16 protein-coding genes are annotated in these 18,190 nt (G+C 39.7%); 7 read left to right on the top strand and 9 right to left on the bottom strand.

Annotation, left to right across the window (positions count from 1 at the left end):
- Window positions 1-184: 184 nt before the first annotated feature.
- Entirely contained in the window at window positions 185-505 is a 321-nt protein-coding gene (locus tag IGJ49_RS01940) for a heavy metal-binding domain-containing protein (RefSeq protein WP_010736398.1), read from the top strand.
- A 76-nt stretch (window positions 506-581) separates the two neighbouring features.
- On the opposite strand, the gene nagE is transcribed toward IGJ49_RS01940, so the two are convergent.
- The 4 genes from nagE to IGJ49_RS01920 all read right to left on the bottom strand — a co-directional run bounded on the left by nagE (window position 582) and on the right by IGJ49_RS01920 (window position 5,839).
- Window positions 582-2,576, bottom strand: a complete 1,995-nt coding sequence (gene nagE, locus IGJ49_RS01935; RefSeq protein WP_438722240.1) for an N-acetylglucosamine-specific PTS transporter subunit IIBC — start codon at window positions 2,574-2,576, stop codon at window positions 582-584.
- 271 nt (window positions 2,577-2,847) lie between these two features.
- A complete protein-coding gene (locus tag IGJ49_RS01930) occupies window positions 2,848-3,630 on the bottom strand; it encodes a hypothetical protein (RefSeq protein ID WP_375152058.1) in 783 nt (260 codons plus the stop codon).
- A gap of 238 nt (window positions 3,631-3,868) precedes the next feature.
- A complete protein-coding gene (locus IGJ49_RS01925) occupies window positions 3,869-5,524 on the bottom strand; it encodes an FAD-dependent oxidoreductase (RefSeq protein WP_349520914.1) in 1,656 nt (551 codons plus the stop codon).
- A 3-nt stretch (window positions 5,525-5,527) separates the two neighbouring features.
- Complete coding sequence (locus tag IGJ49_RS01920; RefSeq protein WP_010736402.1) at window positions 5,528-5,839, bottom strand: rhodanese-like domain-containing protein; 312 nt, start codon at window positions 5,837-5,839, stop codon at window positions 5,528-5,530.
- Window positions 5,840-6,010: 171 nt separating this feature from the next.
- On the opposite strand from IGJ49_RS01920, the gene IGJ49_RS01915 reads away from it, so the two are divergent.
- Complete coding sequence (locus tag IGJ49_RS01915) at window positions 6,011-6,271, top strand: metal-sensitive transcriptional regulator (RefSeq protein WP_010736403.1); 261 nt, start codon at window positions 6,011-6,013, stop codon at window positions 6,269-6,271.
- Window positions 6,272-6,437: 166 nt separating this feature from the next.
- Here the strand turns inward: IGJ49_RS01915 and IGJ49_RS01910 are convergent, their stop codons facing one another.
- Window positions 6,438-7,253, bottom strand: coding sequence for a Cof-type HAD-IIB family hydrolase (locus IGJ49_RS01910; protein WP_438722239.1), 816 nt, complete (start codon window positions 7,251-7,253; stop codon window positions 6,438-6,440).
- A gap of 73 nt (window positions 7,254-7,326) precedes the next feature.
- On the opposite strand from IGJ49_RS01910, the gene IGJ49_RS01905 reads away from it, so the two are divergent.
- On the top strand, window positions 7,327-8,274 hold the full coding sequence (locus IGJ49_RS01905; RefSeq protein ID WP_375152655.1) for a LacI family DNA-binding transcriptional regulator: 948 nt from the start codon (window positions 7,327-7,329) through the stop codon (window positions 8,272-8,274).
- Between the two features lie 266 nt (window positions 8,275-8,540).
- Here IGJ49_RS01905 and IGJ49_RS01900 read toward each other — a convergent pair whose 3' ends face one another.
- The 3 genes from IGJ49_RS01900 to IGJ49_RS01890 all read right to left on the bottom strand — a co-directional run bounded on the left by IGJ49_RS01900 (window position 8,541) and on the right by IGJ49_RS01890 (window position 11,878).
- Window positions 8,541-8,912: a DUF7006 family protein gene (locus IGJ49_RS01900; RefSeq protein ID WP_019723867.1), complete on the bottom strand. Its 372-nt coding sequence runs from the start codon at window positions 8,910-8,912 to the stop codon at window positions 8,541-8,543.
- A 374-nt stretch (window positions 8,913-9,286) separates the two neighbouring features.
- A complete protein-coding gene (locus IGJ49_RS01895) occupies window positions 9,287-9,838 on the bottom strand; it encodes a CDP-alcohol phosphatidyltransferase family protein (protein WP_010736407.1) in 552 nt (183 codons plus the stop codon).
- Between the two features lie 123 nt (window positions 9,839-9,961).
- Window positions 9,962-11,878 carry an endonuclease MutS2 gene (locus IGJ49_RS01890; protein WP_438722238.1) on the bottom strand — a complete coding sequence of 639 codons (1,917 nt, stop codon included), beginning with the start codon at window positions 11,876-11,878 and terminating at the stop codon, window positions 9,962-9,964.
- Between the two features lie 414 nt (window positions 11,879-12,292).
- Here IGJ49_RS01890 and IGJ49_RS01885 point away from each other — a divergent pair, with 414 nt between their 5' ends.
- Window positions 12,293-12,670: a DUF1093 domain-containing protein gene (locus IGJ49_RS01885; protein WP_153829914.1), complete on the top strand. Its 378-nt coding sequence runs from the start codon at window positions 12,293-12,295 to the stop codon at window positions 12,668-12,670.
- 214 nt (window positions 12,671-12,884) lie between these two features.
- On the opposite strand, the gene IGJ49_RS01880 is transcribed toward IGJ49_RS01885, so the two are convergent.
- Window positions 12,885-13,865 carry an AraC family transcriptional regulator gene (locus tag IGJ49_RS01880; protein ID WP_224434482.1) on the bottom strand — a complete coding sequence of 327 codons (981 nt, stop codon included), beginning with the start codon at window positions 13,863-13,865 and terminating at the stop codon, window positions 12,885-12,887.
- A 122-nt stretch (window positions 13,866-13,987) separates the two neighbouring features.
- Between IGJ49_RS01880 and IGJ49_RS01875 the strand changes: the two genes are divergently transcribed.
- The 3 genes from IGJ49_RS01875 to rhaA are packed head-to-tail and all read left to right on the top strand — an operon-like array spanning window position 13,988 to window position 17,927.
- On the top strand, window positions 13,988-15,166 hold the full coding sequence (locus IGJ49_RS01875; protein WP_438722237.1) for an MFS transporter: 1,179 nt from the start codon (window positions 13,988-13,990) through the stop codon (window positions 15,164-15,166).
- Window positions 15,167-15,206: 40 nt separating this feature from the next.
- Window positions 15,207-16,655 carry a rhamnulokinase gene (gene rhaB, locus IGJ49_RS01870; RefSeq protein WP_438722236.1) on the top strand — a complete coding sequence of 483 codons (1,449 nt, stop codon included), beginning with the start codon at window positions 15,207-15,209 and terminating at the stop codon, window positions 16,653-16,655.
- Between the two features lie 15 nt (window positions 16,656-16,670).
- Window positions 16,671-17,927 carry an L-rhamnose isomerase gene (rhaA, locus tag IGJ49_RS01865; RefSeq protein ID WP_438722235.1) on the top strand — a complete coding sequence of 419 codons (1,257 nt, stop codon included), beginning with the start codon at window positions 16,671-16,673 and terminating at the stop codon, window positions 17,925-17,927.
- The last annotated feature ends 263 nt before the right edge of the window (window positions 17,928-18,190 follow it).

Raw genomic sequence — 18,190 nt, 5'->3', positions numbered from 1 at the left:
CTCCTTCAGTTTAGCACCCTTTTTGTAAAGGTTTTCTTTATACTGTATTAAGTATATATCAACTCCTATGGGTAATGGAAATAATGCGATATAATGAACGATAGTTTTTTTATTTATGTGAAGATAAAGATAGGACTAAAAAGAGATATTTGCTATACTTTCCTTAAAGAAAGGAGTGATCAAAATGATCATTACAACAACAAATAGCGTAGAACATCAAGTCATTGAGTCTTATGAGGGAATTGTTTTTGGTGAAGTCATTACGGGAATCAACGTCTTAAAAGATTTAGGTGCAGGGATTCGTAACGTTTTTGGCGGACGCTCAAAAAGTTATGAAGGGGAATTATTGACAGCAAGAGAAGAAGCATTAGCTGAAATGGCGCAACGCGCAGAAGCACTTGGCGCAAATGCGATCATCGGGATGAAGATGGATTATGAAGTCTTAGGTTCAGATAATGGGATGTTGATGGTCACTTGTAGCGGGACGGCTGTTCGATTGGTTTAATAAAATCAAAACAAATAAACGAGTGAAGACCCGCCAAATTTCTAGGGCCTCCACTCGTTTTTTACTCACACACGCTTCACAATGACTGGACTTGTCCAATCACCTCATTCGCCTCAACCAGCGGTCTTTTTTCAATGGTTAGACTTTCAACTTTCTCACTATTTGTAAATACAACGATCATATCTGTTTGTTTGCCTACTTTTTCTAGCATCGCTAAGTCAACAACTGCCAATAATTGACCTCGTTCCACTCGTTGTGCTTGTTTGACATAAAGTGTGAAGGGTTCTCCTTGTAAATCAACCGTGTTGATTCCCATATGCACCAACACTTCAAGCCCATTATCTGTTTCGATCCCCAGTGCATGTTTCGTTGGAAATATACTAGTGATCGTTCCACTGATTGGTGCAAATATTTCTTTTGCTTCCGGCAGGACTGCATAGCCATCACCCAACATTTTTTCTGCAAAAACAGGATCGCCGACTTCAGTGATCGGAATGATTTTACCGAGCGCCGGTGCATAGAGTTCAAATGTTTCCTTACTTGTCTTTGAAGCAGAAACAGGCACATCTTGGTGAGAAATTGATTGAGCGGTCTCTTGCGCTACCTTACTACCTTGTTGGAGTTTCGTCATTTCGTCTGCTACAAATTGGACCTGTGTGCCTACAATGACTTGAATATTTGTTTGATCAATTACTTTTACCCCTGGGACACCAGTTTGTTTAATCGCTTCTTGATTTACTTTTGCTGTGTCTTTTACCTGTAGACGCAAGCGTGTCGTACAATTATCGATTGCTTTTACATTTTCTTTTCCACCGAGTGCATCATAGATCACCGCAGCTAGTTGGCTAAATTCATTAGTTCCCGTAGCAATATCAGGTGTCTCTTCGCCAATTTCTGTTTCTCTTCCTGGTGTCATCAAATTGAACTTGTTGATGGCAAAGCGGAAGCCAAAATAATAGATAGCTGCAAAAAATACTCCTTGAACGAGCAACATCAATGGTTGATTGGCGACTGGATTCTGCAACGACAAAAAGTAATCCACAAAACCAGCGCTAAAAGCAAAACCAGCTGTCCAATGGAAAAAGGCACTGATTGCTAATGAAATTCCTGTAAAAATGGCATGGATAACATACAACGGCCACGCCACAAACATAAATGAAAATTCTAATGGTTCAGTCACACCTGTAAAGAACGCAGCAAAACCGGCTGCTAGCATCAAAGAAGCGACTTGTTTTTTCTTTTCTGGACGTGCACTTTGATAAATAGCAAAGGCCCCAGCAGGTAAACCGAACATCATGACTGGGAAAAACCCAGCTTGATACATACCGGTTTGCCCAATTATTGCTTTTCCACTATCTAACGCTTGTTGTCCAGCTAAAAAGTTTCCAATATCATTGATACCTGCCACATCGAACCAAAAAACAGAATTCAGTGCATGATGTAAGCCTATTGGAATCAATAAACGATTTAAGAAACCGTATAGTCCTGCACCGACAAACCCTAATTGAGAAATCCCCTTCCCAAAGGAAACCAGTACATCATAAACAGTTGGCCAAATAAATAATAATATCGAAGAAATAACCAACATGCTCAAGGCAGACATGATCGGAACTAAGCGTTTCCCACTAAAAAATGATAAGGCCATAGGTAATTTCACTTGGCTAAACCGATTATACATCGCAGCAGCGACTAATCCTGCCACGATTCCAACAAATACATTGTTATCCATTGTATTGAAAGCCGGATTGACTTCAGCGAGATCTCCCAGATGCAATAATCCTTGTACTGAATCCGCAGATAAAACGGTTTGAGGGATCAAGTAAGCGACCAATCCTGCCAAAGCAGCTGATCCATCTTTGTCTTTTGACATTCCCAATGCCAAACCCACCGCAAACAATAAGGCAAGATGGTTAAGAATCGCTAGCCCCGCATTCATTAAGAAGGTCGTTCCCGCATTACTGATGCCTACTCCTACGAACCAATTCGCAAGACCAACCAGTAAAGAAGCCGCTGGTAAGACTGCTACTGGCAACATCAATGAGCGACCCATTCGTTGCATATATGCTTTCATTCTTTCCACTCCTATTTTCTCTCCGCTCGTGAAAGAGCGTTTATCGTTATTTTTGTAAATTTTCTAGAAAATATCTAAAAACAATAAAACGAGTATACCATTTATCAAAAAAAAATAGGAAGCATTGATTGAATACATTTAAAAAACCAGTAAAAGCAACGAAAACGAACGGAAAAATCTATTATCCAACCATTTATTTTTTAAAATAAATATAGACCAATAATCAATCCGTTATTTTCAAACAACAAAAAAAGAGTTTGAGATGTCACTCTCAAACTCTTTTTTGATACACAGCACCGACAAAAACAACCAGCAAGCACAAGCTACCGATCACTGACAAATAAATTGACCGGCGATCGTCCGTTTTTGGTAATGTCTTCGCGGGTTGTTCTTCCACTACTTTTGTTTCTGTTTTAGTAACTGTCCCCGCTTCTACCGACCGTTTTCCGGCGGAATGTAAGGTCGCCTTGATTCTTTCGATACTGGCAGACAAATCCGCTTTTCTTACTTCGAAATCGGCCATTGCCGCTTGAGCTTCTGCTGCTTTTTCATGGATTTCCGTACGAGCTGCTTGAATATCCGCTTGTGTCTGATCCACTGACGCAACCGTAGACGTTGCTAAATCTTGCAATTCCGTTTGTACTTCGGTTGCCCGTTGGGTCGCAGATGCTATTTTTTGTTTTGCTAATTCGGCTTTTTCTCGCTCTTCAGCTATTTTCTCAGCTAACTCATCGCGATCACTCACTGCTTGATTTGCTAAATCGTTCACTGTTTGATCGATTTCCTTTTGTTTTTCGATAAGTTGTTGTTTCGCTTGTTCCAACGTATCTTCCAATTCTTTACGTTGTTGCTCCAACTTCTCCCAGCGAGTCGAATCTGATGGATCAGCTTCGTTAGGAGGTGTACGTGACGAGTCTAGTGGCTCCTGACTCTCCTGGATCTGTGACTCACTGGTTTCTGATGGTGGCTGACTTGAATCTGCCCTGACTGTCTGACAAAGAAAGAAACTGCTGGCGATCAGTGCAGCAAAAAGTACTTTTTTCATTTTGTGCATCTCTGCCATCCCCTTTCATTTTCACTAGTTGTTCATTATAGAAAAAAACTGAGGAATCGCCTATAAACAATTGACGTATTCTGTCTAGTTGTATCGATGAAAGGTTGGAGTTTTGTCATTCGTCAGCTCCTATCCTTCAAAAAAATAGCCTAAAAAAGCGCCAAGTTCTAAAAATAGAAAAACGATCATCCAAGCTTACTACTTCCCTTACAAAGCTCGTCGGTCACACCCTCAAGTTCTACCCTTGAGGATAGCATAATTCATCTGGTCTGACGGCTTGGTACAGAGAAAAAGCGCCATCTAAATTTTTCACAGTGAATCCCGCTTGTTTCAAGATTCTTTCTGCTAAGTAGCTACGTAATCCACTATGACAACTGACGATATATTCTTGCTCTTTATCCAATTCGCCCAATCGTTGACGTAATTCAGATAAAGGAATATGAATGGCCTCTGGGAAATAACCATTCTGCCACTCTTCTTTATTCCGAACATCAAGCAATTGTTTCCCATGTGCTAATTCTTCTGGCAATTCATGCCACTGTATCATCTCACTCAATCCTTCGATGACATTCATCGCAATATAGCCTAGCATATTTACTGGATCTTTCGCTGAACCAAAAGGCGGTGCATAAGTCAGTTCTAACTCTGGCAGGTCGAAGACTGTCAAATGCCCTTTAATGGCTGTCGCAAGAATATCGATTCGTTTATCTATCCCTTTTTGACCGATTCCTTGAGCTCCATAGATTTCCCCAGTTTCCGGATGGAAGATCAATTTCAACAACAAGTCCGTTGCACCAGGGTAATAGCCAGCATGATCTTTACCTGAAGCATGGAGGACTTGAAAAGATAAACCTGCTTTTTTTGCTTGTCGTTCAGTGATACCTGTGGAGGCAGCTGTCTGACCAAATGCTCGAACAATAGCCGTTCCAAGGCTGCCTTGATTCAGGCGTGGCCGCCCAGCCATGTTATCAGCAGCTTGTCGTCCTTGTCGATTCGCAGGCGAAGCTAAAGAAATCAATGCAGGTTCCTTCGTGATTTGATGTTTCACGACAATCGCATCTCCTACTGCAAAGATTGCCGAATCACTCGTTTGATAATGCTCATCCACAACGATACCGCCACGTAATCCCAACGTTAAACCTGCCATCTCAGCTAAGCGACTATCTGGTTGGACTCCCACCGAAAGAATCGTCAAATCTGACTCTAACATTTCGCCATTTTCTAGACGAAGCATGTTTCCTTGTTCTTCAAAACTAGTAACAGCACAATGTGTTAAAACTTGAACATCATTATTTTCTAATTCTTTTTGTACAAAAGAAGCCATCTCTTCATCCAACGTCGGTACGACTTGCGGAGTCCGTTCGACGATCGTTACATCCAATCCACGCTTTTTTAGATTTTCTGCTACTTCGATCCCAATAAAACCGGCGCCAATAACTACCGCTTTACGAGGTTGTTCCTCTAATTTTCCCATGATAGCATCAACATCTGGAACATTTCTCACAGTAAATACATTTTTTGCCTCAGACAAGCCTGTGATCTCAGGTATAAAGGGTTTAGCTCCTGGAGAAAGCAAAAGGGCATCATACGTTTCTTTGCGGGATTCCCCTCCATGAGAAACTTCCACTTCTTTTGTTTCTGGAAAAATCGCTGTGACTTCATGCTCCACTCGAACGTCCAGACGAAAGCGTGCAGCTAAACTTTCAGGTGTTTGGATCAAGAGCTTTTCTCTTTCATCGATTTCACCAGAAAGATAGTAAGGAAGGCCACAATTAGCAAAAGAAACATTGGGCCCTTTTTCAAAAACAACGATTTCTGCATCTTCTTGCAGTCGTCTTAAACGAGTGGCCGCAGACATCCCTCCAGCAACACCGCCAATTATCACAAATTTCATTTTTTATCTTCCTCCAATCTTTTCCCCAAACCATTGATTCATCCCGCCACGAATATTGATTGCCTGATAACCAAGATTTTTTAATTCTTTCGTCGCTTGCTTACTACGCATTCCTGACTGACAAATAACGTATACTGGTGCTTGTTTATCCCCATTATACGTACTAATACGGTGTAAAGGAATATTTTCCGCTTGCTTAATATGCCCACCTCGGTATTCAGACGGTGTTCTAACATCGATCAATTGGATGTTTTCTTTTAATTTATCTTGCAAATCCTTTACTGTTATTGATTGACTAAGTTGAAATAATCCCATTTTCATTCTCTCCTCTTTTTTTAGAAAAATATACCTACAGGGGTATATTCAACACGATAAATGTGATTATGTCAACCATTAAAACTTTTAATTTCAAAAAGTTGCAGTTTTCATTTGCAAATAATACCTATATAGGGTATTATTTGCAAAAAAAGAGTGGGAGGTTCTATGATGACTATTGACAACAAAACAATTCTAAATCGCTTGAGACGTACAGAAGGACAAATTCGTGGTATCCAAAAAATGATTGACGAGGAAAAAGAGTGCATGGATATCATTACACAATTAAGCGCTGTTCGTTCGAGTATTGATCGTGTCATGGGGATGATCGTTGCCGAAAATTTAAAAAACTGCTTGGAGCATCCAGAAAACAGTGTGGAGGAACAAGCAAAAAAAATGGAACAAGCCATCAATATGATCATCAAAAAATAAACGCAGCAAGTTTCTATCTCGCACTACTTAAAACCGAATAAACGGTGGAAACAAATGGAACCTCTTTGAAAAATAAGGCATCATCCACAAAAATTTGAAAAACAATTTTCGTGGATGATGCCTTATTTCTTATAGCTCAATGTTTCGGTAATTTACCACCACTAAGTTACGTATATTTCCCTTCTACAATTGCTTGGATCGTATCGAGTACAGCCTCTGTATTATTTGATCCGATAATCGTCGTAGCTGCTTCTTTGATCTTGGGCTGTCCATTTTCCATAGCAAAACTGTGCTTGATCTGTTGGATCATTTCAAAGTCATTCCCGCTATCGCCAAACGTAGCAATCTCATCATCGCTGATTCCCCATTTTTTGCCTAACAAGCGTAACCCGTTTAGTTTGTGGACACCAGGGATGATCAAATCGACATCTCCATGACCACTAGAGACCGGTATCAATCCCTCTCCTAAAGAATGCTTTAAGGCAGTTAGTTTTTCTACCGCTTCTTGCTCATCGAAGGATAAAGCAAACTTGAAAATCGTTTCTTCTCCCCTAGCTAACGTATACAGGTCTTCTACCTTTTCAAGCTTAGGGTAGTAAAAACTTGCACGTTCAAACAACTCCTTAGAAACTTTATTAGAGAGATAGGCACTCTGTTTCCCACATAAGATCAAGTTCATTGGCGCTAACTCTTCCAATACATCTAATGTCTGAACGATTTTTTCAGGACGTAATTCTGCATTGTACACATGGTCTTCACCAATTAAAATATTTGCCCCATTTTCTGCTACGAATGCTATACTTTTATAAAGATCAGGGAAGAATGAACGCAACTGGAAATATTGATTTCCACTTGCTACAACAAACTTTATTTCTTTTTCCTGTAGTAAGTCAAAAAGTTTCTTAAAGCGTTCTTCATTGTATTTCTTTTGATCATTCAAAAATGTACCATCCATATCTACAGCGATCATTTTGATTGTCATTCTATTACCACCTTTCAGAAAAAGTATACCTACTGGGACGCGTCCCAAGTCAAGAGAAAAGGAGGAAAATCCCATCGTTACGATTCGAGAGATCGCAAAAATGTCAGGAGTATCCAAATCTACCGTTTCCAGAGTGATAAATAACGACCGTTACGTATCCGATGATTTACGAAAAAAAGTCCAATCCGTTATTGAAGAGACGAACTATGTGGTGAACGGCAATGCTGTAAAATTGAGTAAAGGAGAAACCTATACTTTAGGTGTTACCTTGCCTAACAACAGTTCTTGTTATAATCAGTTGGTGGATAGTATCTTGTATCAGGCAAAAAGTAAAGGGTATCAAGTATTATTACTTCCTACTTATTATGAAAAGGAGACGGAGAGTCACTATTACACATTACTAGAGCAAAAAATGATCGACGGTCTTATTCTGACGTCACGAACAAAAATTGATGAACTACTTGAACCTCTTCGCTTCAAAGGAAAAATCGTCTCAACTGAAAAGATGGACAATGACGACCTTGCCATGATTTATCCAGATCGAAAAAAAGCGTATGATCAATTGTTTCTTACCCTGCATACCCGTGGTATTTCCAGGGTCATCTTTACTACTAAACGCAGTGCCTCACAAAGCCAGACCACAAAAAACAAATTGACTGCTTATGAAATGTATTTTGGAAAAGCGATTGAAGGAAAAAACTATTTCACTGGTATCGAAACCTATGCAGATGGCTATGCGTTCGCAATAGAGATCACAACTCACGCCTCTATTCCAGAGGTAATCTATGTCAATGGCGATGATACAGCAGCCGGTGTAATTTCAGGAATGAAACAGGCAGGATTCATTCATAAAAAAGATTTCACTGTCATAGGTGAAGGAAATCTACCATATAGTGAGATATTAGCCTTTTCAACTATTGATTTCTCCCCTAAAAAAATCGGCGCCTCCGCAGTAGATTTTCTCTTATCCCAGAGTGACAGGATCGTGCAAGCAGAAGATCCAGTAATTATTTGGCGATAATGTGAAGTAGCTCCTTCAGAAATAAGCGTGAGACCTCAAAAATTCCAAGAGGAATTTTCTGGGTTTCACGCTTATTTCTCAGGGCTGAACACTTAGGTCACAGCTTTTCTGTATATTAAAATCCAATCCATACTAGAATACATGATAATTATCACAAGAATAGGACAAAAGAGATGTTCTACTAAACAAACAGTCGCTGATTATGTGTATTAAAAACTATGTCGAATCTTTTCCCTTGATAGAGAAATAGCTGTAAGATTGACTGGCTATTTTTCACTCAGATAGATCAATCCGCGCGGAATAGGATCTTTCTTCGTTAACCCTATCCGTTCTCTATAAAAAGAAAAGCTATCTCTCTTGATCATTTCAATGATTTTCTCTTCATTCATTTCTAATTTCAACGATTCGATACATTCCGCCATTTCGTAAAGTATCTGTAGCTGTGCATCGATCCCCAACAGCTCTTGTAATTGTTCAAACACAGGTCCGTCCTTTTGAGAGACGACCTCTAAAAAACGATGATGAAGTTCTTTGTAAAAAGAAGCTAAAAGTGGATAGTTGATGGAAAAACAGTTTTCCATAAATTCTCTATAATGTTTTAAGTATTCTTCACTAGATTGAATATTCGATAAATTCATAAATTACCTCTCCTTCTGATGATTGATAGTAAAACCTAAAATATGTACATATGACTGATTGAATCGACCTTATTTTTTGTGAACTACCTGTTTCTCGAATAGATTATAATAAAATCATATAGTCTTCTCTGTGTAATTTCAACTTCACATATTGCCTAACTCCTTGAAATATTTACTCTTGAATCATTGCTACGTCTATGCTTCGGCATATTACCAGCTATTTTTTTGCATTCAGTTGATTTTTTTTATCTTAAACTAAAAAAAAATCAATCTCAGCCAGTTTTGACTTCGATTGATTTTCGATAAATTCTTCACTTAAATTGCAATGGTACTCTTCTCATTCGCTGTTACAACAATAAGATACACCAAACTACCTAGCGCTTCAGTAGTTTACGATACTCCAAAGCATATAAAACAAAGGACTGAGCCAAACTGTAGGTAATGATTGCAAATATCACCATGACCCATCCTTCAGGAATCGTTGGGAAAAGCAATAACAGGATCATCCCTACATAAATCACAGCTGTCGCCCATTTACCATACCACTTTGCTCCATCTAATTTGACCTGTTTACGCAAAGCAACGATCCCAGCAATCAGCATAAATGCTTCTTTCACAATAAATAAAGCTAAAACGAGCCAGATATACGGACGTTCCCATGCCATGGAGATGATTAAGACCAATTGGGTCAACTTATCACCGATTGGATCAAGAACTTTTCCAAGTTCTGTGATCTGATTGAATCTTCGGGCGATGTATCCATCTAAAAAGTCTGTGACTCCTGAAAAGAGGATGATCGATCCAGCCAGATAGAAAGCTTGCTTACTCATAAAATACAAATAAAAAGGCAATAAAAGAATTCTTATAATCGATAGTAGATTCGGAATCGTGCGAATTTCTTTTCGCCAATCAGATGCTCCATTCATTACTTAACAACTCCCAAAATGTCATTTCATCTATTTTACCGTACTTTCCACGTGGAACCAATTAATTGTCGGTTTTTTATTGCGAGCTCTTCCAATCCTTCGTATGCCATTGTGAATCTGTTATTATGTTTTTTCGGAGTTTCCATTTCGTGCAGCCTGACGCTGACGGGTTTCTTTTAATAATTTTTTGTGGGCTTTTTTTGAACCTCGTTCAATATCTCGTTCCCATTTTCTCGTTTTAAAATCTGTAAATAGCTGATCGATCTCATAGCCTACAGGATAAAGTTCTTCTGCTCTCATTTTTAAAAGGACACGCTGTCGAAGGACCGTTTCTTTTTGGTTATCGACAAAAATCACGATCGTCTCTTCGCCAGTGTCTTCAAAGACTAATGCTTCTTTTTTGTATTGGGTGGCATATACCCGATCCCCTTTTGAAAATAAAACCTTTTCTTCGTTCTTGACTTCTTGCGTCTTCACTTGTTGTTTGAATAAGCGTTTTTCACTTGAATAGTCTTTCGTAGAAAGATACTGCTGAGCTTGTTGGATCAAGTCCTCTGACATTTGCATTTTTTTAGCGATCCACAATGCTTGGCTTTCCCCTGTTTTTCCTACCTGTAATTGATACTTTGGTTGCAAGGCTTCTCGGTCAAAAGCCATTGCTGCCGGCACAAAATCTTCATGTCGTTCCGCAAACTCTTTGATTTCGCCGTAATGGGTCGTTGCAACCATCAGCGCACCTTTCTCATACATTGCAGACATGATGGCGATTGCTAAAGCTGCCCCTTCCGTTGGTTCTGTTCCACTACCGATCTCATCAAGTAAAACTAGGGTATTTCTACCCACTTTATTCAAAATCTGTGCGATATTTTGCATATGCCCAGAAAAAGTACTCAATGCATTCGCTAAATCTTGTTGATCGCCGACATCGACAAAAACTTCGTCGAATACGGCAAGCTCTGTCCCATCTTTTGCTGGTACTTGCAGACCAAACATTGCCATCAACGTCAGCAATCCGACTGTTTTCAAAACAACTGTTTTCCCACCAGCATTTGCACCTGTGATCACTAATCCACGATATTCTGCACCCAAATCAAAATCTAAGGGCACAGCTTTTTCTGATAACAGTGGATGTCTCGCTTGTTTCAGATGGATGCGTTCTGATTTATTGATGATAGGTGTGATGCCATTGATCTCTCTACTGTATTTCCCACGTGCGAAAATAATATCGAAAACGGTGACCGTTTCGATGATTTGATCGATTGCCTGTTCATTTTCAGCTAATGCCCCAGTCAAACTTGCTAGAATCTGATATTCTTCAGCAATTTCCTCTGCTTTCAATAATTGATGTTGTGCGCTTGCTTTAGCGACTGCTGTTGGTTCGATGAATACCGTCGTACCTTTATTCGACTGTTCAATGATCGTTCCGGCTACTTTATTTTTATAACTCGCTTTGATAGGGATCGTTGCGTGTTCCCCTTTTTGAACGATCATCACTTCTTGGATCATTTCTTTATTCCCAGGATGACGCAAGAATTTTAGCAAACGATCTTGGATTTCTTTTTCTACCGTTTGGATTTGTTTTCGTACTTTACGTAGATTTTTTGATGCTTCATCTGCGACTTGTTGGTTCTTGATTTGTTCATAAACTAAGTCCTCCACCGCTTGAAGATCCGGTAGATTTTTACTGTACGCATACAGTAATGGCGTTTGATATTGGTTTTTTTCAAAGAAGCGAGTGATCATTCGACTGCTTCTCAAAAAATCAGCGTATTCAATCAATTCAGCGGGGGTTAAGATCAAGCCTTTTTTCACTTGGTCAGTTAATGCCACAATTCGTGTTAGCCCCATAAAGGGCACGTGCTGGCTACTTTCTAAAATCGTACGGGCTTCTTTCGTTTCTGTTTGTCTTGTTTCTACGGTCTGAAGATTTGTCGGGATTGACATTTCTGCCAGACGTTCTTTCGTGTGATCTCCGATTGCTCGGGCAATCACTTCTTTTCTGATTTGTTCAAATTGTAATTGTTTGATTGTATGATTCATATTCTCTCCTTTTCTTGAAGAGATACCTGTCCCCAAAATAAATAAAGACCTAAAATAGAATAAAAGGGCAGGACACAGCTAAAATAAGACATGTCCTCCCCTTGATTTGATTACAAGAAATGTTTCAGACAGGTACCATCTATAAGCACACCAAATAAGCCTACTGCTTTATTGGTTATTCAACTTACTCGATTAGATACCTACTACACTCATCAAAATACCTCGTTCATCTAGGTTTTATTTATTTTTCTTTTTTACTATAGCAAGCGGTTGCCAGAATGTCAAACAGATACTGAACGAGTCTGAATGGTATTATTTTAATAATATTTCAAAATTGTCACGTTTTTCGATTTTCAAACACTGTATCAATCGGCGATAATTGGATATATCAAGAAACATAAAAGGATGGATATGATGAAAAAATTGATTGGAGCAATTGCTCTCTTATTGTTATTGTTTGGTGGCTACAAAGGTTATCAATATTATGATCAGACCTACAATAGCCAAGTTGCCTACGCAAAAGTACCGGAAAAGGTTCCACCTTTGACAGATGCACGAAATGATAGCGGAGAAAAAATGTGGGATTGGAAAGCGTATGACTATGAATTATCCTTTGTTACTAAGGATGGCAAAACGATCAAATTACCTTATACGATCGCCTCAGAAAATCCAACACCGTTAGAACCTAATAGTTATGTCAAAGCAGAGGTCAGCCAAAAACGAGTAACCTCTGGACCAACGACGATCAATGAAAATCAAGTACCAAATAATGTTCTAACTGCTTTGAATTAACAAAAAACAACTGCGATCTGAGGTCGGGACAGAAGTGTTCAGCCTCGAGAAATAAGGCGCCATCCACGAAAATTGTTTTTCAAATTTTTGTGGATGGCGCCTTATTTTTCGAAGAGGTTACTTCTGTTCCCGCCGTTTATTCGGTTATAGGTGGGGGGAGAACTAATGTCTCACTCCCTTCGCAGTTGTTTTTTTTTATGTATCGCCCACGTCCTCAACGTTGTTTGCGAATGGCGATTGGCGTATCCCCAAAATATTCTCGATATTTTTTGTAAAAATGTGTCTTATTGGAAAAACCTACATTGGCCGCAATCTCCTCAATCGAGAAGCGGGTAGCTAAAATTAGATCCTGTGCTTCATGTAAGCGTTGGTTCGTAATCAATTGTTTGAAGGATTTCCCAGTCTGTTGTTTGATCAAATTAGACAGATAATTTGGATTATACCCTAACTCATCTGCCAATGTTTTTAGGTTCAATGTTCGATAGTCACTTTCGATCCGTTGCAGAATTTTGATCATTAAGTTGCTTTGTCCATCTTTTTTGTATATTTTTGCTAATTGGGAGTGATAGACTCTAGAAAGCTGTAAAAATAACACTTGTGAAAAAGCATTCATGATTTCATTTCCTAGATGTTTTTTTGAAAAATATTCGAGGATCATTTGATCCAAGGTGACTTGGATCTCTGGTTCTTTTGATAAGTGTAACAAAAGATGGGTCTCATTATAGCCAGGTTCTAAAATGGCGTTCATTAAAAAATTATAGGTCAATCCCCCACTGCGATGATCGATTTTTTTCAGAAGATTGATATTGATATCATTCGTTTTGAATAAGAAATTCAGCAAAATATCATGTTCACCCAAAGGCATCAGTTCATGGCGACTATTTGTATCTAAAAGTAATAATTGTCCTTCTTTCAAAGTGATTGGCAGACCGTTGACGATCTGTTCTGAAGTACCGCAATACATATAATTGAATTCTAAAAAATGGTGGGAATGTAGTGGATAATGAGCGAAGCGTCGATGTTGGCGAATCAAAATATTATTTTCTTGAAAAAGATGGTGATCGTCTAATTTGAATTGCTGGTCTTGTTCGTCTAAGTTTTCTCCTTCAAATTCCTTGATCCATTGCCCCGTCTTTCGCTGTTCTAACTCTTCGGGTGTATACGGCAGAAAGATCTTTTGTACAAACGGATTCATCGTTTTACTCCCCCTTGATATGTAAATTTGACACCAATATAGTAACATACTGACATTGTTGTGAAAAGGGTTACAAGATATGATGAGTGCAACAAATACATCTTCATCTGGAGGAACAAGCTATGAGAAAGACTTGGTTGATGAAACTGTCGCTGTTATCCATTTCCTTAGTTTTAACGTCAAATACTGCTATCGCATCCGCTTTACCGATGATGTTAGGCTACTTCAATGATCAATCGGCTTCATCCGTCGAACTACTGATGACCATTCCTCAACTAACTGTTGTGATTTTTATTGCTTTGAGTAGTTTGATTGCCAAAGCCATCGGACAGAAACAAACTGTCTTACTTGGGTTGTTGCTTGCTGGAGTTGCTGGCGTGTTACCTGTCTTCACTGCCAACTTCTATTTATTGATGATCTCCCGCGCAGCATTAGGTGCGGGCTTTGGTCTCTTCAACTCGTTGGCAGTCAGTATGATCAGCGAATTTTTTGAAGGCGAAGAAGCTGCCACCTTGATTGGCTTCCAATCCGCCTTTCAAGGTTTAGGAGCTGCAGTCATGACCTTCACTGCCGGACGTCTCCTCACTTTTGGCTGGCAAAAAGCATTCTTAGTTTACTTGATCACCATTCCGATCATTTTCTTATTTATGGCTTTCGTCCCTGAACCGCCAAAGAAAAAACAAAACTCCACCTTTAAAAAAGAAACAGCACAAAAAGGAACACTCCGTCCGACTACTCTCATGTATGGCATTTTGATCTTCTTTCTCTGTATTTTCTACATGATCGTTGTCGTTAAGCTTTCGACCTTCATCGTGACTGAAAATCTAGGAACAGAATCAGATGCCGGAACGCTTCTTTCTTTTATGCAGATTGCTAACATGGTTGCTGGTTTCTTATTCGGGTTGATTTACAAAGGATTGAAACGATGGACGTTGCCTATTTCTTTTTTCATCATGGCAGCAAGCTTATTCCTCATCTTGACAGCCAATCATTTATTTATGATCGGTGTTGGGGCTGCACTGAACGGTATCGCCTTTGCTCTGTTCGTTCCCTACATCTTCAATGAAGCTACTCGTTCAGTTCCGCAAGTAGCAAAAGCAAGCACCACTTCCTTTATTCTCGTTCTAGCAAATATCGGTAACTTTGTTTCACCCTATGGACATCGACTTTTAGAAAGATTCGGTATCGGTTCTGATGCTTTACAAAATATTTTTATCAATGGCTGCATTTTGATGACCGTTTTAGGTATTCTTTTTCTTCTCCTTACTTTTAAAAAGAAGCCACTCCCAAATGAAGTCTAGTTTTCATTGATTCAAGTAAAAACAAATTGGAGGAATTTTGATGAATTATCTTGCTATCGATATTGGCGCTTCAAGTGGTCGTTTGATCCATGCCAATCTTAATGAATTAGGCCGTTTTGACTTACAGGAAGTCCATCGCTTCAAAAATGGATTTGAAAAAATCGATGGTGTCGCAAAGTGGCCGCTCACACATCTAGTCACTGAAATCTTAAAAGGTTTGGAAAAAGCCAAGCAACAAGGTATCGCAGAATGTTATGTCGGCATCGATACTTGGGGTGTCGATTATGGCTTGCTTGATGTTGATGGTCATTTGATCGACGCCCCGACGAGCTATCGTGATGAGCGAACGAAAGAAGCCATCCCACAATTTGAACAAAACATGCCACTAGATGAACTTTACCAAAAAACAGGTATCCAAATGCAACCATTCAACACGGTGTTTCAATTACTTGTTGAAGAAAAAGAAACGTTAATAAATGCCCATCGTTTGTTATTGATGCCTGATCTACTCGGTTACCTCTTCACTGGAGAAGCAGTCACCGAAAAGACTAATGCGTCTACTATGCAGCTTCTGAACTTAGAAACTCGGAAATGGGACTCAGATATTTTAGCTGTTCTAGGCATCGACGCTTCGCTTTTCCCACGAATCACCGAGCCTGGACAGATTCTAGGCGAATTACAAACTGCCCAATTTCCGACCTATGATCTGCCAAAAGCGACCTTTATCACGATTGCTTCTCACGACACTGCTTCAGCAGTTGTCGGCACACCCGCGACTGGCAAAGATTGGGCATACATCAGCTCAGGCACTTGGTCGTTGATGGGTGTAGAGATTCCTGAAGGCATTTCAACAAAAGAAGCATTTGAAGCTAACTTTACAAATGAATGGGGTGTGCAAGGAACCATTCGCTTCTTAAAAAATATCATGGGTATGTGGTTGATCCAAGAAGTTGCTCGTTTGCAAGATGGTGCCTATAGTTTTGCTGAATTGGCAGAACTGGCAGAACAGGAAGCGCCTTTCCAACAATTGATCAATGTCAACGACCCACGTTTCTTGAATCCCCAAAATATGATTCAAGAATTACAAGATTATTGTAAAGAAACAAACCAATCTATCCCTCAAACCCCTAGTCAGCTGGCTCGCTGTATCTATGACAATTTAGCTCTATACTACGCTGTCGAACTAGAGAACTTAGCACGGATCACCGGAATAGAATTTCATCATTTACACATCGTCGGTGGAGGTTCAAATAATACCTTCCTTAATCAGCTGACAGCCGATATTTGCAATATCGAAGTCGAAGCAGGACCAGATGAAGCGACCGCTATTGGCAATCTAATGGTCCAAATGATTGCAACGAACGGCTACGGTACGTTGCAACTGGCGCGTGAAGCGATCAGAGATTCTGTTTCATTAGCCACTTTTCACCCTCGACATACCGAGGAAATGACACAAGCACTTGCTAGATATAAAGAATTTTTAATATAAAAGGAGAGATTCAATATGATGAATGTCAAAGAACGTTATGAAGAAGCCAAAGCAAAATATGCGAGTATCGGTGTCGATACTGAGGAGGTCTTGCAGAAACTCGCAGAAGTGAAGATTTCGATGCACTGTTGGCAAGGCGATGATGTCAAAGGTTTCTTGACACCAGATGGAGAATTAACAGGTGGCATCATGGCTACAGGAAACTATCCTGGAGCCGCACATACGCCGGACCAATTACGCCAAGATTTAGAAAAAGCTTTCTCATTGATTCCTGGGAATCATAAATTGAATTTACATGCCATGTATCTAGATACAGACGAACCGGTCGATTTAAATGAGATCGAACCAAAACATTTCGAGAAATGGGTCGCATGGGCAAAAGAACAAGGCATCGGTCTTGATTTCAACCCAACCTTCTTCTCTCACCCAATGATGAAAGATGGCTTGACACTTGCTCATCCAGACAAAGAAGTACGGGATTACTGGATCGAACATGGGAAATGTGCTCGTAAAATCGCCGAGTATATGGGAAAAGAAATCGGACAAACATGTATCGATAATTTTTGGATGCCTGATGGAATGAAAGACAATCCAATCGACCGCCTATCTCCACGCCAACGGTTGATGGAATCTTTAGATGAGATTTTCTCAGAAGAACTCAACGAAGAATATACACAAGATGCCGTAGAATCCAAACTATTTGGACTTGGTGCCGAAGCTTACACAGTAGGTTCACACGAATTTTATATGGGCTATGGATTGACACGTAACAAATTGATCTGCCTAGACGCAGGACACTTCCATCCAACTGAAGTCATCTCCAATAAACTTTCGTCTTTAGCCTTATTCTCAAAAGGGATCATGCTCCACGTCTCTCGTCCTGTGCGTTGGGATTCAGACCATGTTGTGATCATGGATGATGAATTACAAGAAATCGGCAAAGAATTAGTCCGCAATCATTTACTTGAAAAAACAGCGATCGGACTCGATTTCTTTGACGCAACCATCAACCGGATCGCCGCATGGGCAATCGGCACAAGAAATACGCAAAAGGCATTGTTAAAAGCCATGCTTGAACCAATCGAAGAATTAAAAGAAGCCGAACTAAACTTCGACTTCACCAAACGCTTAGCCTTCACTGAAGAATTAAAAGACTTCCCATACGCCGACGTTTGGAATTACTTCTGTGAAATCAACAACGTCCCAGTAGGCATGGACTGGTACCAAGAAGTCCTACAATACGAAAAAGACGTACAAAGTAAGAGGTTGTGAGAAAGCCGTTTAGCTCCGAGTATTAAGACGGACATCGAGAAAATAGTTCCTCATATTTTTTCGATTTTTGACTTAATATTGAAGGAGCTGGCTTTCGAACACCATTTATCACAGGTTGTGAAAGAAGCGCTCTGACCTGAGCAGTAAGATAGAAAATCGAAAATGGCTGGTTCATTTTTGATTTTTCTGGCTTATGACCGAAGTGTTGCTTCATGAACACTAACTATCAAGTTGTAAAAAAAGCCCTTCACCTATCAACAGAA

Origin of the sequence: Enterococcus sp. AZ171 (assembly GCF_051714005.1) — a bacterium.
Lineage (GTDB): Bacteria > Bacillota > Bacilli > Lactobacillales > Enterococcaceae > Enterococcus_B > Enterococcus_B pernyi.
Note: the sequence above shows the minus strand (reverse complement) of the source record. Positions and strands in the feature narration are given on the sequence as shown.

Excerpts from the sequence above, each read along its gene's own strand:
- IGJ49_RS01875 (WP_438722237.1), top strand. The coding sequence starts at position 13,988 with ATGAGAAAGACTTGGTTGATGAAACTGTCGCTGTTATCCATTTCCTTA.
- IGJ49_RS01925 (WP_349520914.1), bottom strand. The coding sequence starts at position 5,524 with ATGAAATTTGTGATAATTGGCGGTGTTGCTGGAGGGATGTCTGCGGCC.
- IGJ49_RS01890 (WP_438722238.1), bottom strand. The coding sequence starts at position 11,878 with ATGAATCATACAATCAAACAATTACAATTTGAACAAATCAGAAAAGAA.
- IGJ49_RS01900 (WP_019723867.1), bottom strand. The coding sequence starts at position 8,912 with ATGAATTTATCGAATATTCAATCTAGTGAAGAATACTTAAAACATTAT.
- IGJ49_RS01940 (WP_010736398.1), top strand. The coding sequence starts at position 185 with ATGATCATTACAACAACAAATAGCGTAGAACATCAAGTCATTGAGTCT.
- IGJ49_RS01885 (WP_153829914.1), top strand. The coding sequence starts at position 12,293 with ATGAAAAAATTGATTGGAGCAATTGCTCTCTTATTGTTATTGTTTGGT.
- IGJ49_RS01915 (WP_010736403.1), top strand. The coding sequence starts at position 6,011 with ATGACTATTGACAACAAAACAATTCTAAATCGCTTGAGACGTACAGAA.
- IGJ49_RS01895 (WP_010736407.1), bottom strand. The coding sequence starts at position 9,838 with ATGAATGGAGCATCTGATTGGCGAAAAGAAATTCGCACGATTCCGAAT.
- rhaA (WP_438722235.1), top strand. The coding sequence starts at position 16,671 with ATGATGAATGTCAAAGAACGTTATGAAGAAGCCAAAGCAAAATATGCG.
- rhaB (WP_438722236.1), top strand. The coding sequence starts at position 15,207 with ATGAATTATCTTGCTATCGATATTGGCGCTTCAAGTGGTCGTTTGATC.
- IGJ49_RS01880 (WP_224434482.1), bottom strand. The coding sequence starts at position 13,865 with ATGAATCCGTTTGTACAAAAGATCTTTCTGCCGTATACACCCGAAGAG.
- IGJ49_RS01920 (WP_010736402.1), bottom strand. The coding sequence starts at position 5,839 with ATGGGATTATTTCAACTTAGTCAATCAATAACAGTAAAGGATTTGCAA.
- IGJ49_RS01930 (WP_375152058.1), bottom strand. The coding sequence starts at position 3,630 with ATGCACAAAATGAAAAAAGTACTTTTTGCTGCACTGATCGCCAGCAGT.
- nagE (WP_438722240.1), bottom strand. The coding sequence starts at position 2,576 with ATGAAAGCATATATGCAACGAATGGGTCGCTCATTGATGTTGCCAGTA.
- IGJ49_RS01910 (WP_438722239.1), bottom strand. The coding sequence starts at position 7,253 with ATGACAATCAAAATGATCGCTGTAGATATGGATGGTACATTTTTGAAT.